The following is a 13,387-nucleotide window of genomic DNA, read 5'->3' as shown; positions in this document are numbered from 1 at the left end:
TGAAGATAGGTTTTATTACCAGGTACTAATTCAAGGGGGACTTTATCATGAATATTTATCCTTCACTCGAAGGCAAGACGTACGTCGTCATGGGCGTCATCAACCAACGTTCGATTGCATGGGGCATCGCACGTGCACTCGACGCTGCTGGAGCAAGCCTCGCATTTACATATGTCGGGGAACGTTTCAAAGCACCACTTGAAAAATTAGGACAGGAATTATCACGTCCGGCTTCTTATTATACGTGTGATGTCACGAGTGATGAAGAAATCGAACAGGTCTTCCAGACGATCCATGCAGATCACGGTAAGATTTCAGGAATCGCTCACTCGATCGCATTCGCGGATAAAGAAGCACTTCGTGGTGAATTTTCTGGTGTAACACGTGAACAGTTCGCGCAAGCACTTGATATCTCTGCCTACAGTTTGACGGCAGTCGTCAAGGCAGCGAAAGACTTCTTTACAGAAGACGCATCTGTCATCACATTGACGTACCTTGGTGGTGAGAAGATGGTTCCGAACTACAACGTCATGGGTGTTGCGAAAGCAGCATTAGATGCTAGCGTTCGTTATCTCGCTGCTGAATACGGACAGCAAGGTGTTCGTGTCAATGCGATCTCTGCTGGTCCGATCCGGACAGTTTCAGCAAAAGGTGTTGGCGATTTCAACTCAATCCTTGATAGCATCGAAGAACGCGCGCCACTTCACCGTAACGTTACGACGGAACAAATCGGTCAGAGTGGATTATTCTTACTTTCGCAAATGTCGAGTGGTGTAACAGGAGAAATCCTTCACGTCGATAGTGGATTCCACATTCTGTAATAGGTGATTTAGTGAACCGGGCTTCCCTTAGGAGGGGAGCTTGGTTTTTTTTGTGCTTAATCGGGGAAGTGTCAATTATGAACAACGTTAGAATTAGAAGGGGAGAGGAAGTGCAGAGGATGAACGCAATCGATTTTACGGTCGTACAATATGTGAATCGTCAAGTACGAGTCGACCCACAACTGAAAACTGAACCGGTCGCAAGGGTTCAACCGATACGCCCAGTCGATCCTTATCGAGAACATGAAACGCAAGATTTTTTAGAAGAACAGGCGAATGCATATGGAGTGTTACCAGAACTAAAACTTCCCGGTCGAAGCTTCGACCGGGAAGTTTAATCATTCATTGACCTGTAAAGCGGAATGTCTCGTAGACACTCCAAGCTCCATTTTCCAGTTCATACAATAAAGCCATTTTCGTGACATCTTCTTGGAAACGGATATCTTCCATCTTGAGACGTTCTAGTACATCGAACAATTCGACATCCGACAGTTCTTGACCAATCGTGATATGTGGCAAGAAATCGTATTTCGGATTATGTGCGAGTGGTCCTGTATGCAAGGCGCGATGTAATTGTTCTAACTCATCCGATGGCATTACTTTAAGGAACAAGACATTGTTCGTCGGATGGAACGACCGTGCTCCTTGGATGTGCAGATTGACCGGTTTCGTTTCGGACGCGATTCGATTTAACTCTGTCACGATGTGATCTAATTCTGTCTCATCGACTCCCATCCGCTCCCGTAACGTGATGTGCGGTGTAATCAGTGAATACTTCGAGTCATATCTCTTTCGGTATGAATTGGCAAAATCTTGAACGCGTTTCGATGGAAACAATACAACCCCGATGTTCATCGAAAATCCCCTACTTTCCCCTGAAATGATAACGCTTTACAAAATAATCATGACGGATTCTGGCGTCGATGTCAAAGAAGTTTGAGAGGAGCTTTAGAATCCGTGTATACTAATGAAGTACTTTGTTGGAGAGGTGGATACAGTCATGAAGAAAACACATTCAAAAGAGGTCAAACAAGCAGCAATTGACAAGTTACATGAACGCGGGGTGACGATTCATGCGATTGCTGAGATCGTTTACCAAATGCAAGCACCATACACAGTGGATCTGACAGTAGAAACATGTGTCAGTTCGGTTGAACGAGTTCTTGAAAAGCGTGAATTACAACATGCGATCCTTGTCGGGGCAGAATTAGATATTCTTGCTGAAAAAGGATTATTATCAGAACCACTCTTGTCCATCATCCAAAGCGATGAAGGATTATTTGGCGTAGATGAAACGATCGCGATTGGTGCTGTCAATACGTACGGTTCTATCGCTGTTACGACATTCGGATATTTGGATAAGGCGAAGGTTGGGATCATCAAAGAACTGGATACGAAGCTCGGAGACGGAAAAGTCAATACGTTCATGGACGATATCGTTGCAGCCATCGCAGCAAATGCATCAGGGCGTTTGGCACATCGTTTGCGGGATAAGGAAGATTATTCAGCAGAAGAATTAGAAGAACGTAAGGGGACATACTAATGCGGGGGGCAAGAGCGGCGTGGGTGGGTGCATCCATCGCTGTCGTCTTGTTCGTGATCATCGCCGTCTCGATTCGAATGACGGGCTATTTTTTATTTGACGCTCAATTATCGTCGTACATGTCTCAACATGTTCCAGGGGACTATGTCTCTTGGTTCACTCAACTAGGCTCTGGTCCTGGGGCGATGACAATGACGGTGTTACTTGGAGTAGTGAGTTATGTCTTGTGGCGAGATCGTATCGCAAGTATTTGGTATGTATTGATGGCGATCTCTGTAGGAGCATTGAATCAAGTCGTCAAATTTGCCTTCGTACGAGAACGTCCTTCATTGAATGAGTTAGTTGGTGGTGTTGGCTATAGTTTTCCAAGTGGTCATTCCGCGATGGCATTCGCTGTATATGTAGGATTTCTTGTCGTCGCTTTCCGGCATTTAAAAACGACTGGCAAAGTAATCGTATCGGTGTTGACGATTGGGTTATTTCTTGCCATGGGAGCTTCCCGCATCATTTTAAACGTTCATTATTTTTCAGACGTCATCGGTGGTTATTGTTTTGCAGCGATTCTTTTATGTAGCTCCTATGCATTCATCGTCTCCCGCAGAAAAAAAGGAGTGTCTTAATGCTAGTATTAGATGTAGATCATAGTTTATTATTTGATGAAGAAACGATGCGTTCTATTGATAAACCGACCTTGCTTGTTGAGCGAGTCGCCGGACGACCGCGATTCATGACGATGCGAGCGCATCTTAGATTAAAACGATTGGTCTCAATCAACGGTGTCATTCCGGTGACGAAACGAACGATGGAAGAATATCAGCAGTTGGAACTTTTCCAAATCGATGCGCCGCCTAAATGGGCAATCATTGCTAGTGGAGAGATATTGCTGAAAAAAGGAAAAGTAGATCGTCGATATGAAAACTGGCTTCGTCAATTTAAAAAGGAAAGCTCACTTGATTCTATCCTTGAGTATCTTATTGAGATGGAACAAGTGTCGTTTGATGTATATCCTTCCGACACATTATCGAATCAAATCGCACTTCCGCACGAACCGATTCATCGAACGTTGGACGAAGCGATGTTGCTAGAAGAATTATTTCGTAAATACGAAACAAAATAAAGAACCGGACGGTCTTTTTTAAGACCGTCCGGTTCTTTATTTTTTAATGTTAGGTATCAAGTTGTAGGTAGAGAAATGTCGTCGAACCAGAACACGCCGACCGTCTCAGCACCAGCATGTGCCAAGATGGAAGGACCGAATTGCGTGATACGAACGTTGATTTCAGGATGTTCCGTTACAATCAAACGTTTTAATTCTTCAGCAGCAGTATGAGCGAGCGTATGACCGATATATAGTGTTCGATCGTAGACTCCTTGTGCTGTCACTTTAGAAGTGATCTCGGTCACCATTTCCTTAAATGCTTTTTTGATCGAGCGTACCTTCTTGAAAGGAACAAGCTGTCCTTCTTCATTAAATTGAACGATCGGCTTGATGTTGAGCATATTCGCTAATAAAAATTGACTTCCTGAAACTCGACCACTACGTCGCATCGTCTCCATATTTCCAATAATCAGATAAAAATGCGATTTGTGTTTAAACGTTTCAAGTGTCGACATGACTTCCTTTGGATCGTTACCAGCAGCTACTAGTCGCTGTGCGATCCGGACAAGTTCTTGTTGATTGGCAGCACCCGTGTATGAATCAATCGCATACAGCGGGAAACCGACAGCCTCAGCTGCAGCGACCGAACTGGAGTAGGTACCACTTAAGCCACTCGTGATGTGAATCGCATATCCGTAATCATAACCGTCTTCGAGTAACTGTTCGTATAGAGTTACGAAGTCACCAAAAGACGGTTGCGAAGTCGTAGGTGAGATTTTCGAATCGTCCTGCATTTTTTGATTCAATTGTTCAATCGAGATATCGACATACTCCCGGTAAGACTCCCCGTTCAAGATGAGTAATGTCGGTATCACATGGACTCCGATTTTTTCAGCCTCTCCTGGCTCGAAAAAAGCCATGCTGTCGGTAATCCAAGCAATCTTATCCATGTATATGACGCCTCCATTAATATACCCATTTTGTTCATCATACCATAGCTATGAAAACGGAATCACTAGCTAGCGCGTTTTTGTATGACGGAAGGGGTGGAAACGTGTCCAAACCATGAACTGAGACCAAAGGCGATAAGTGTCGGAAATAACCATTCTAAACTTTGATCCACTAAAGGAAGTGATTGATAGAAGGTTTTGAGATTTCCCGGGAAAAGAGAAAGTTGGTTTAACGCACTACAAAGTGAGAAGAAAATCGTTACTCCAAGAGTGAACTGATAAACGACCGACTTACGACGGAACAGATGACGCATGAATGTTAATGCGATTAAGACGATGACGATTGGATAAAGGAACATCAACACGGGAACAGCGATTGATAACAATGTCTGTAATCCGACAATAGATACCGTGAGACCAAGAACAGTCGTGAAGATACTTGCTGTTTTTAATGTGACACGTGTTGAAAGAGTCATCATATATTCTGCAAATGCAGTGACGAGACCAACTGAAGTCGTCAAGCAGGCAAGTAGGATCGCAAGACCAAGTACAGCTAAACCAATTGAACCGAATGCTGTATTCGCATAATGCTGAAGAAGGGTCGGACCATCGACTTTTCCGATTGCGGCAAATGTATTACGTCCGATCATTCCGAGTCCGATATAGACGAGAGTCAAAGCAACTGCAGCAATCGTTCCAGCACGAGTGACGACTTTAAATTGTGCTGTTCGTTCATGAACGCCTCGGCTTTTTAATGTATGAAGTACCACGACACCGAAGACTAAGGCGCCGAGTGCATCAAGCGTTAAGTATCCTTGAAGAAAACCTTGGATGAATGCTTGACCTGTCGTCTCATAGGCTTTGCTTGGTGAAGCGACACTTGAAAGTGGTGAGACGATGCTACTGATGCTTAACGCAGCAAGTGCAATCAGCAATAAAGGTGTGATGAAACGTCCGATGATTTCAAGTAATTTACCAGGACGCAATACGAGGTAAAGCGTAGCAATGAAAAAGAGACTTGATGAGAGAACTAATGTCATTTGTGAAGGCGCACCGAGAAATGGTACAACACCGAGCTCATACGTGACAACCGATGTCCGAGGGATTCCGAAGAAAGGTCCAATGGCAACGTAGAGAGCAAACGTCAAGGCAGCACCTACAAAACGAGGGAGAGGAGCAGCAAGCGTTTTGATACCGCCTCCGATAGATGCGACAGCAAGTAAGCCGAGCAACGGAAGACCCACACCTGTCACGATAAAGCCGAGGATGGCTGGGAGGAATTGTTTACCTGCAAGGGCGCCGAGTTCTGGTGGGAAGATTAGGTTACCCGCACCGAAAAATAATGCGAAGATCATAAATCCTAAAGCGAACGTATCTTTTGTCTTAAACATGTGTTGTCCTCCATTCCTTCTAATTTCAATAAAAAAAGCCTCATCCACGATGTGCGTGGATAGGCGTCGTGTGATCAGACGCCTTGTCGAAATGACGAAAAGGGCCTGGTCTTCATCTTCTCAATCGAGAAATGAATCTTCAGTCCCTGGTCCTAATCACAATCAGTCGTACTGGGATAAGCGATGTATATGTCATGTTTAAAACCTCCTGTTTGAATTTTTCTAAGGATAACATGAAGAATCTAAGAAAACAATATTTTCTGAAAATTTATCACCGAGACTTTTAAACAGAAAAAACCCTCAACTCATGAATGGAAGTCTTGAGTTAAGGATTTTCATACAAATGTCAGCTTGTCGCAATCGAGCGTATTTTTTTATGGCGTTTCAATTTATGGAGGAGCCAAGCGTGAACGACCTCACAGGATTGACGTGGTAACGTCAGTTCAACAAGCGATTCCTGCTGTTGCCCTTTAATGACGAAAAGTCCATTTTCTTCATCGACAGGGGCGATGGTCATTGAACTCGCTTCATTCAGCGACAGTTTCACTTCACCGAGTGTCGCATCCTTTAATTTGAGGATGTTCCCGTTCGTCGCAAATTTCGTGAATGAGCCAATCCCGTTCACTTTTAACTGATCCATATTGAATTCCTCCTTCTGCTAATTCCAGTACCATCCCTACAAAAAAACAGGTCTAACTTCTAACTTAAAAAGGTTATCCTCATTATAGCGAAGTCCTCACAAGATGCTAGTCTTATTTTGTGTGAAAATTCGAAAAATTTTTTAACGATATTGTCACATTGTCCATAATAACCGTAAAGAAGGAATCATCATTTAAAATTCAAATAGAACAAAAGCATCCTTTTCTAAAAGAAAAAGATGCTAAAGGTCAATCTAACTCAAAACTCCATTTCTTTTTTCGACACACAAGCGTTCCACGTCTAAGAATCGATTCTTTCTCGGCTTCAAAATCTTCATGTAATACGCTCATGTCTTCATAACGGCCAGCCACGTAGACAGGAATCGTAATATTTCTTGAAAAAACAGATCGCTTTGCGCTTTCGAAATCAATCAGGACCCCTTCTCCGAGAAAATGACGGATATGGATCATGATTTCAGCTGTTAAAGCAACAGAGGCAACGGATCGTGCGTGCTGTCGGAATTTTCGTTGCACAAGATCAGCAATCAATTGTTCGACGCGTGCCCAGTCTTTTAAGTAAACGGAAGCATGAAGTCCGTCATGCTCGCTAAAATAGACCAATTCATTTTCAATCGAATCAAGGAAGGGAAGTGGCATTCCACGTTTCATATGCATTAGAAATAACAACTCTGCGATTTCGACATCCGTTAATACGTCGAGTGAATGGGAGGAACGAATATCGATAGCGATCAATGGATGACGCTGTACATCCGTGGATTGTGAAAACTGTTCGATTTCATGCGCTTCGATATAATGTAGCATTGTCCGAAACGATTGTTTCGTCTGCTTGAAATCACTTCCTGAAATAAGCAAAGGACGCTTCAAATCGACGGCTGCGGCGAAATCAGAGAAATGCACCCCTGACATCGTCAAGCGTTGATTTTCCTCGTCCTCATATAAGTAAAGTAACGCACTTGACATACCACTTCGCTTCCTTTCCGTGACTAACTCCTTCATAATTCAATAGTAGCAAAACTTCGAATTGCCTGAAAGGATATTTACTCCTGAAAACGGGCATACTACATAGAGAAGCATAAAGAGAGGTGATGGAGCATGTGGGGCTTGCGAAAGCCATTCCCGGAATTGCGAACCGAGCGCTTCGTATTACGTGAGCTCGAAAACCGTGACGCACGTGAATTGTTTAAAATCCTATCAGATGATGAAGTCATGTACTATTACGGATCAGATCCGCTTGTGACAGTCTATGAAGCAAAAAATGTCATCAGTTACTTCAAGGAACAGTTTACACAAGGTAAAGCGATTCGCTGGGCAATTGCTGATGCAGAAACGAATCAATTGATCGGTACGATTGGTTTTCATAACTGGCTCTCCCAATACCATCGAGCTGAAATTGGCTTTGAAGTCAGTCAAGAGTATTGGCAACGCGGAGTGGCTTCCGAAGCGGCTCGAGCTGTTCTGACTTACGGATTTGAGGAATTCGCTCTCCATCGCATCAGTGCTCTCGTAGCACCTGAGAATCTTGCTTCCAATGCATTGGTGCAAAAATTAGGGTTTCAAGCAGAAGGATTATTAGAAGATTATGCATATAGTCATGGTCGTTTCATGAACTTGACGATGTACCGTATGCTCGCATCTGAGTGGAAGGGATGAGGTAGTCAATGGAAAAACAAACACTTGTACTCCTACATGGATTTACAGGAGGGACAGATTATTTTAATCGGGTAGAGGCAAATTTACGACATTCTTTTGAAGTTTTACCGTTGAGTTTACCAGGACATGAAGGACTGGATGTCGGACCTGATACGATTGAGGGATTCGCAGAATGGGTCATGGATGATCTAGAGCGACGTGGTGTTGAAAAGCCAATCATCGTTGGTCACTCTTTTGGCGGGTACATCACGGCTGCAATCGTGGAAAGGTATGCCGACCAAATCAGTGGATATGGTCTCGTTTACTCAACGGCGAAAGCAGATGATGAACAAGCGAAACAAAAAAGAAATCAAAATATCACGCGCGTCGAAGAAGTTGGTGTAAGAGAATTTGTCAATGGTCTTGTTCCGTCCTTATTTGCGGAAGGAGCCGATGAATTCGCTGTTGCTGAAGCACTTGAAATTGGGTATATGATGACCGTCGAAGGAGCCATCCGTGCACTCTCTGCGATGCGAGATCGTCGGGATATGACGAAAGCTTTAACGAAAGCAAACGTAAAAGGTGTCATCATTCATGGTACGAAGGATCCATTGATCTCAGAGGAAAGTGCTTTTGCACCAACAAATGATCATCTCATACATCGGTCAACAGACAGTGGACACATGGGGATGCTTGAGACACCGGATGCCTTCGTTGCAATTATCGAAGAAGCATTCAAGTAAGTTTTTGCCCTACGGTCATGTCTGTAGGGCATTTGCTTTGCATTTCAGATTAGATATCTGAAATGATAGAAGTGGAGGGGATACACATGAAAATCGTAGCGATTGAACCAACACCAAGTCCAAATAACATGAAAGTCATCGTTGATGAGGTCTTTTCGGAAAAGGGGCAGACATTCGAGCATGCCTTTGGCGCACCGGAACACATTCAGCGATTACTTGAAATACCTGGCGTTAAGTTTGTTTATCAGGTCAGTGACTTTTTATCGATCGAGCGTTATCCGAAATATGATTGGCGTTCGCTTGTCATCGATATACGACGTGCGTTCGGTGAAACGTTAAATGACGTTGAACAGCACGAGACAGATGCTGAGTATGAGCCAGTCCATTTATTTGTACAGTTCATTTTAGGCGTACCAATGCAAATCAAAGGTGTGAAAGGATTAGAAGAAAAACGAGAAGGGTTGCCAGAACGATTCCGAGAAGCAGCGCTATTCGTCCAACCATTCGTTCAGAATGTCATTAGCGATCGACGCTGGGTGGAACAAGCACCTCGATACGGTGACCTTGACGAAAGTTTGCGTGAAGTAGCGAATGAGATTGAGATCGCATATCCAGTCGAACGTATCGAACGTCTCAAGTCGCTCGCAGCAGGGGAAGATATTGCCTTTAGTGGTCAAGCTATTCGTTCGTCTGATTGGAAAGAACGATTCGCGGCGCTTGATGAACTGCCTGTTGAAATGGAATGGGTTCCGGCGTATGCACGATTATTACAGGATGAAAAAATGCAAATTCGTCGTCAAGCAATCGTAAAGCTTGGGATGTTCGAAGAACATCGGGAAGAATTATTAGAGTATCTGACAAGTGCACTCCATGATCCATCAGGTATCGTACGACGAACAGCAGGTGATACGATTTCGGATTGGGCGATGCCAGAGGCTGAACCAATGATGATGGAGGCTTTGACGGATAAAAATAAACTAGTACGTTGGCGGGCTGCTCGATTCCTGTTCGATGTTGGAACAGAACAGTCGATTCCAAGACTGCGTGAAGCGAGCCGAGACCGAGAATATGAAGTCGCTTTACAGGCGGAACTCGCCTTGACTCGAATCGAAAGTGGGGAAGAAGCACTAGGGACGGTCTGGCAACAAATGAATCGAATGATAGATGAAAGTTCATGAGAACTCAAAATAATATTGTGTGAAAGAATCATTCGACAAAATGAGCCATCGATTATCTAGGTATATTTTCCCTGTTATCTAAAAATGATGGTAAAATAATCAAAATTATGTTGTCATCTTTTTGAAATCGAAATGAAATGTGTTGGAAACGCTCGTAAAAACGCTTGCATGCAACAACTATATAGATTATTCCAAAATATCCCTATTTGAACTGGAATATTGTTTTGAAATGAAATGTCGAATGACTATTCTCTTCTTTTTCATCTCTTTGATACAGTAAACCTACAATAACGAATTCGAAGCATGTAGGTCATCTTTTGGCTTGGCATATGAATGAGAAAAGGGGAGAATCGGGGATATGTTACTTTTCGCTGAAACTGATTTAGCAGTAGGATACAAGGAACGGACAACAACTGGGGTATATGTCACGATCGAAACAATTGACAGTCGTACGATTACATTGGTTGCACCAGCAAACGCGGCAGAAGATATTTGTGACGAACTGTTTGCGACAGGTTTAGAGCAATTGTTTTCATTCAAGATGAATCCATCTACTTTACCTGTAGCATAAGAGATGAAATGTGCGAGAGAGGAAATCCTCTCTCGCTTTTTTTTGTGATAAAATTGATTAGATAAAAGGAGGGATGAAATGAAACGTCTCGTTTTCATTCTGTTGCTGCTTACTGTTTGTTTAGCAGGTTGCCAAGAAAAGAAACAACAGGCAACAAAAACCATGAACGAACCGATTCAGATTGCAGTCAAAACGACAAAGCAAGACAGTATGATGCAATTAGACATTTCCTTAACGAATCCAAATGATCACAGTGTAAACGTGACATATCCTTCCTCGCAACGATTTCAGGCTCAATTGATTGATGCGAAACAACACGTAACGTATGATTTTGAGAAAGAGCAAGTATTCACGCAAGCGATTGAGAAGGATACGTTCACAAAACGCGAAACGAAACAGTACACGGTTGAATTACCGATCTCCTCTTTAGGTGATAGCAAGGAAGTTCGCGTATCGACAATCCGCCAGTTCAAAGGAGCAAATGCAAAACAAACGACGGATCACCAAATGATTAATTCAAAATGACGATCAAAACGATGTGAAGGAGTGAATTTATTCATGCAACAAGAAATCATCCAAGTAACAGGCGTTAAACCTATCATTGATCCAGCCCAAGAAGTAAACGAGCGGGTAGCCTTCTTGAAGGCGTATCTCAAGCATACAGGGGCGAAGGGATTCGTATTAGGCATCTCCGGGGGACAAGATTCAACGCTCGCAGGTCGTCTATGCCAACTAGCAGTTGAAGAGTTGCGAAAAGAAGAGGGACAAGATGTCTCATTTTATGCGGTCCGCTTGCCTTACGGTGAACAACAAGATGAAGCAGACGCACAGGCAGCGTTGACTTTTATTCAACCGGATCATTCGCTTCGTGTGAATATCAAACCAGCGGTCGAAGCATCGATGCGGGCATTCGAAGAGGCGACAGGTGCAGAACTTTCAGACTTTAGCAAAGGAAATACGAAAGCGCGAGAACGAATGAAGAGTCAATATGATTTAGCCGCTCATTATGGCTGTTTAGTCGTTGGAACGGATCATGCAGCCGAATTCGTGACGGGATTCTACACGAAACATGGGGATGGTGCATGTGATTTAACGCCATTAACGGGACTGAATAAACGGCAAGGGAAACAACTCTTACGTTACTTGAACGCCCCAGAAGTCTTGATTGAAAAAGTTCCGACAGCAGACCTTGAAGAAAATCGTCCGGCACTACCAGACGAAGTGGCACTCGGAATGACATACGAAGAAATTGATGATTATTTGGAAGGTAAGTCGATTTCAGAAGCAAGTCAAGAAAAGTTAGAGACGCAGTATAAACGTGTTGGACATAAGCATCATATGCCCGTCTCACCACTTGATGAATGGTGGAAAGCATAATCAAAAATAAGGAGATATGATTTCATGATTGAAATCATGTCTTTTTTCATGTTCTTCGATTCTTCTCCGGTCGTTATGGGAAAAGAAGAGAAACGATGGTTGAGGAGGCGAGAGTATGACGATTGGAATCATAGGTGGAGGGTTATCCGGATTGACAGCAGCGGCGTTATTTGCAAAACAAGGAACACCGGTCACGCTCTGGGATGCTGGATTACTCGGAGGACGTGCCACCTCTCAAACCGTAAAGGGCTTTACATTTAATTACGGTGCCCATGCGATTTATGGACGCGATCAATCAATTCTTCGCAAATTAACGAAACAACTCGGTATCGAAGTGACGTGGCTTGATTTTTCAGCGAGTCGTGCGAAATATGAGTTTTCAGGTCATTTGACGGCTGTTCCTGCGAATGCCTGGGGACTACTGAAAACAGAAGTCATCGAAGGAACGAACAAAGTACGTTTTACATGGGAGATTATTAAAACGATTTTACGAGTCGAACGAGGGAATCCGCAACAATCCATCGGGCAATGGTTAAAAACAGAACGCGTCGATGAACAAGTGGCACAGTTGATGCTTGATTTGGCATCAACGAATTTTTTTACGGCAGAACCAGAAAAAATTCCATCAGATGTCTATTTCGAGTATTATCAAAAGCTTTTTCGGACGCGAAAGCCTGTCTCATACATCGAAGGGGGCTGGCAAGGGTTAGTACAGGAATTGGAACGGATCATCCTAGAGAATCGCGGAGAGATCTTGAAAAAAACAAAAATAACAGCAGTCGAATTGACTACGACAGGATTCTTGGTACGTGATCGAAAAAAACAAGAATGGAATTTGGAACGGATCATCTTTGCCGTACCACCACGTGAAATCTTAAAAATGGCGACTCCAACGACGATCCAAAAATTCGTGACACCGCATGCGAGTCATGAACCCGTCGAAGTTTTCGTGTATGATCTCGGACTTCAGCCTTATATCCAAACACCGTATTCATACATCTACGACCGTTCGCATCGAGCGTTCATCACGGATTTATCGCATTATGATGCAAGCCTCGCACCAAAGGATGGTCAAGTCCTTCAAGCAATCGCTTATCTTGAACACGATCGACTTGAGGATCCTGATTATATCGGACATGTTCGAAAGGGAATCGAACAGATGCTTGACGTTCATTTCACAGACTGGAGAGAACGTATCGTTGCAGAACGAACGATTAAACGAGCAGTCGTACAAGAAATCAAATGGAAAATGGGGCAAGGTCCTCTTGCGACTCAAATTCCGGGACATGCAGGTGTCGCTTTCGTCGGAGACTGGTGTGAAGGGACGGGACAACTCTCAGAGCTTGCGTTCTCAAGCGCCGTAAGTGTTTTCAATCGATGGACGTGATGTAAAACGACAAAAGAAGGAGAAGCCGAATTGACTTCT

General features: G+C 43.5%; 17 protein-coding genes. 12 read left to right on the top strand and 5 right to left on the bottom strand.

The window, feature by feature from the left end; translation table 11 throughout:
* Positions 1–47 precede the first annotated feature (47 nt).
* Positions 48–821 (top strand): enoyl-ACP reductase FabI, encoded by a 774-nt coding sequence (fabI, locus tag Q7C19_RS07460; RefSeq protein WP_029342212.1) that lies wholly within the window; start codon positions 48–50, stop codon positions 819–821.
* A gap of 119 nt (positions 822–940) precedes the next feature.
* Positions 941–1,159 carry a hypothetical protein gene (locus Q7C19_RS07455; RefSeq protein WP_035406634.1) on the top strand — a complete coding sequence of 73 codons (219 nt, stop codon included), beginning with the start codon at positions 941–943 and terminating at the stop codon, positions 1,157–1,159.
* Positions 1,160–1,163: 4 nt separating this feature from the next.
* On the opposite strand, the gene Q7C19_RS07450 is transcribed toward Q7C19_RS07455, so the two are convergent.
* On the bottom strand, positions 1,164–1,676 hold the full coding sequence (locus tag Q7C19_RS07450) for a YjcG family protein (RefSeq protein ID WP_056062411.1): 513 nt from the start codon (positions 1,674–1,676) through the stop codon (positions 1,164–1,166).
* Between the two features lie 145 nt (positions 1,677–1,821).
* On the opposite strand from Q7C19_RS07450, the gene Q7C19_RS07445 reads away from it, so the two are divergent.
* The 3 genes from Q7C19_RS07445 to Q7C19_RS07435 are packed head-to-tail and all read left to right on the top strand — an operon-like array spanning position 1,822 to position 3,481.
* Complete coding sequence (locus Q7C19_RS07445) at positions 1,822–2,364, top strand: phosphatidylglycerophosphatase A family protein (protein ID WP_035406640.1); 543 nt, start codon at positions 1,822–1,824, stop codon at positions 2,362–2,364.
* Complete coding sequence (locus tag Q7C19_RS07440) at positions 2,364–2,984, top strand: phosphatase PAP2 family protein (RefSeq protein WP_052018989.1); 621 nt, start codon at positions 2,364–2,366, stop codon at positions 2,982–2,984. Before Q7C19_RS07445 ends, Q7C19_RS07440 begins: the two co-directional genes overlap by 1 nt.
* Positions 2,984–3,481, top strand: coding sequence for a hypothetical protein (locus Q7C19_RS07435; protein ID WP_290751677.1), 498 nt, complete (start codon positions 2,984–2,986; stop codon positions 3,479–3,481). The genes Q7C19_RS07440 and Q7C19_RS07435 overlap by 1 nt, the downstream gene beginning before the upstream one ends.
* 56 nt (positions 3,482–3,537) lie before the next feature.
* Here the strand turns inward: Q7C19_RS07435 and Q7C19_RS07430 are convergent, their stop codons facing one another.
* The 4 genes from Q7C19_RS07430 to Q7C19_RS07415 form a co-directional block, all read right to left on the bottom strand.
* Positions 3,538–4,413, bottom strand: a complete 876-nt coding sequence (locus Q7C19_RS07430; RefSeq protein WP_035406645.1) for a DegV family protein — start codon at positions 4,411–4,413, stop codon at positions 3,538–3,540.
* Positions 4,414–4,478: 65 nt separating this feature from the next.
* Positions 4,479–5,804 (bottom strand): branched-chain amino acid transport system II carrier protein, encoded by a 1,326-nt coding sequence (brnQ, locus tag Q7C19_RS07425; protein WP_035406647.1) that lies wholly within the window; start codon positions 5,802–5,804, stop codon positions 4,479–4,481.
* A gap of 346 nt (positions 5,805–6,150) precedes the next feature.
* The gene (locus Q7C19_RS07420; protein ID WP_035406649.1) at positions 6,151–6,444 is read right to left on the bottom strand and encodes a hypothetical protein; all 294 of its coding nucleotides are present in this window, start codon (positions 6,442–6,444) and stop codon (positions 6,151–6,153) included.
* A gap of 247 nt (positions 6,445–6,691) precedes the next feature.
* Positions 6,692–7,423 carry a hypothetical protein gene (locus Q7C19_RS07415; protein ID WP_035406651.1) on the bottom strand — a complete coding sequence of 244 codons (732 nt, stop codon included), beginning with the start codon at positions 7,421–7,423 and terminating at the stop codon, positions 6,692–6,694.
* Positions 7,424–7,555: 132 nt separating this feature from the next.
* Here Q7C19_RS07415 and Q7C19_RS07410 point away from each other — a divergent pair, with 132 nt between their 5' ends.
* From Q7C19_RS07410 to Q7C19_RS07380, 7 genes are all read left to right on the top strand, one after another.
* Entirely contained in the window at positions 7,556–8,113 is a 558-nt protein-coding gene (locus tag Q7C19_RS07410) for a GNAT family N-acetyltransferase (RefSeq protein WP_035406655.1), read from the top strand.
* A gap of 8 nt (positions 8,114–8,121) precedes the next feature.
* Complete coding sequence (locus Q7C19_RS07405) at positions 8,122–8,835, top strand: alpha/beta fold hydrolase (RefSeq protein WP_214854664.1); 714 nt, start codon at positions 8,122–8,124, stop codon at positions 8,833–8,835.
* 86 nt (positions 8,836–8,921) lie between these two features.
* On the top strand, positions 8,922–10,013 hold the full coding sequence (locus tag Q7C19_RS07400) for a conserved virulence factor C family protein (protein ID WP_056062400.1): 1,092 nt from the start codon (positions 8,922–8,924) through the stop codon (positions 10,011–10,013).
* A gap of 358 nt (positions 10,014–10,371) precedes the next feature.
* A complete protein-coding gene (locus Q7C19_RS07395; protein WP_035406663.1) occupies positions 10,372–10,584 on the top strand; it encodes a hypothetical protein in 213 nt (70 codons plus the stop codon).
* A gap of 78 nt (positions 10,585–10,662) precedes the next feature.
* Complete coding sequence (locus Q7C19_RS07390; RefSeq protein WP_375091918.1) at positions 10,663–11,109, top strand: BsuPI-related putative proteinase inhibitor; 447 nt, start codon at positions 10,663–10,665, stop codon at positions 11,107–11,109.
* Positions 11,110–11,142: 33 nt separating this feature from the next.
* Positions 11,143–11,961: an ammonia-dependent NAD(+) synthetase gene (nadE, locus tag Q7C19_RS07385; RefSeq protein WP_035406669.1), complete on the top strand. Its 819-nt coding sequence runs from the start codon at positions 11,143–11,145 to the stop codon at positions 11,959–11,961.
* A gap of 115 nt (positions 11,962–12,076) precedes the next feature.
* Entirely contained in the window at positions 12,077–13,348 is a 1,272-nt protein-coding gene (locus Q7C19_RS07380; RefSeq protein WP_375091917.1) for an FAD-dependent oxidoreductase, read from the top strand.
* The last annotated feature ends 39 nt before the right edge of the window (positions 13,349–13,387 follow it).

Source organism: Exiguobacterium sp. PHA03, assembly GCF_041945985.1.
Classification (GTDB): Bacteria; Bacillota; Bacilli; order Exiguobacteriales; family Exiguobacteriaceae; genus Exiguobacterium_A.
The sequence above is the reverse complement of the archived record's forward strand: the minus strand, read 5'-3'. Positions and strand labels throughout refer to the sequence as shown.

Bases quoted from the DNA above. Each gene is read 5' to 3' on its own strand.
- fabI (WP_029342212.1), top strand. From the start codon at position 48: ATGAATATTTATCCTTCACTCGAAGGCAAGACGTACGTCGTCATGGGC.
- Q7C19_RS07455 (WP_035406634.1), top strand. From the start codon at position 941: ATGAACGCAATCGATTTTACGGTCGTACAATATGTGAATCGTCAAGTA.
- Q7C19_RS07450 (WP_056062411.1), bottom strand. From the start codon at position 1,676: ATGAACATCGGGGTTGTATTGTTTCCATCGAAACGCGTTCAAGATTTT.
- Q7C19_RS07445 (WP_035406640.1), top strand. From the start codon at position 1,822: ATGAAGAAAACACATTCAAAAGAGGTCAAACAAGCAGCAATTGACAAG.
- Q7C19_RS07440 (WP_052018989.1), top strand. From the start codon at position 2,364: ATGCGGGGGGCAAGAGCGGCGTGGGTGGGTGCATCCATCGCTGTCGTC.
- Q7C19_RS07435 (WP_290751677.1), top strand. From the start codon at position 2,984: ATGCTAGTATTAGATGTAGATCATAGTTTATTATTTGATGAAGAAACG.
- Q7C19_RS07430 (WP_035406645.1), bottom strand. From the start codon at position 4,413: ATGGATAAGATTGCTTGGATTACCGACAGCATGGCTTTTTTCGAGCCA.
- brnQ (WP_035406647.1), bottom strand. From the start codon at position 5,804: ATGTTTAAGACAAAAGATACGTTCGCTTTAGGATTTATGATCTTCGCA.
- Q7C19_RS07420 (WP_035406649.1), bottom strand. From the start codon at position 6,444: ATGGATCAGTTAAAAGTGAACGGGATTGGCTCATTCACGAAATTTGCG.
- Q7C19_RS07415 (WP_035406651.1), bottom strand. From the start codon at position 7,423: ATGTCAAGTGCGTTACTTTACTTATATGAGGACGAGGAAAATCAACGC.
- Q7C19_RS07410 (WP_035406655.1), top strand. From the start codon at position 7,556: ATGTGGGGCTTGCGAAAGCCATTCCCGGAATTGCGAACCGAGCGCTTC.
- Q7C19_RS07405 (WP_214854664.1), top strand. From the start codon at position 8,122: ATGGAAAAACAAACACTTGTACTCCTACATGGATTTACAGGAGGGACA.
- Q7C19_RS07400 (WP_056062400.1), top strand. From the start codon at position 8,922: ATGAAAATCGTAGCGATTGAACCAACACCAAGTCCAAATAACATGAAA.
- Q7C19_RS07395 (WP_035406663.1), top strand. From the start codon at position 10,372: ATGTTACTTTTCGCTGAAACTGATTTAGCAGTAGGATACAAGGAACGG.
- Q7C19_RS07390 (WP_375091918.1), top strand. From the start codon at position 10,663: ATGAAACGTCTCGTTTTCATTCTGTTGCTGCTTACTGTTTGTTTAGCA.
- nadE (WP_035406669.1), top strand. From the start codon at position 11,143: ATGCAACAAGAAATCATCCAAGTAACAGGCGTTAAACCTATCATTGAT.
- Q7C19_RS07380 (WP_375091917.1), top strand. From the start codon at position 12,077: ATGACGATTGGAATCATAGGTGGAGGGTTATCCGGATTGACAGCAGCG.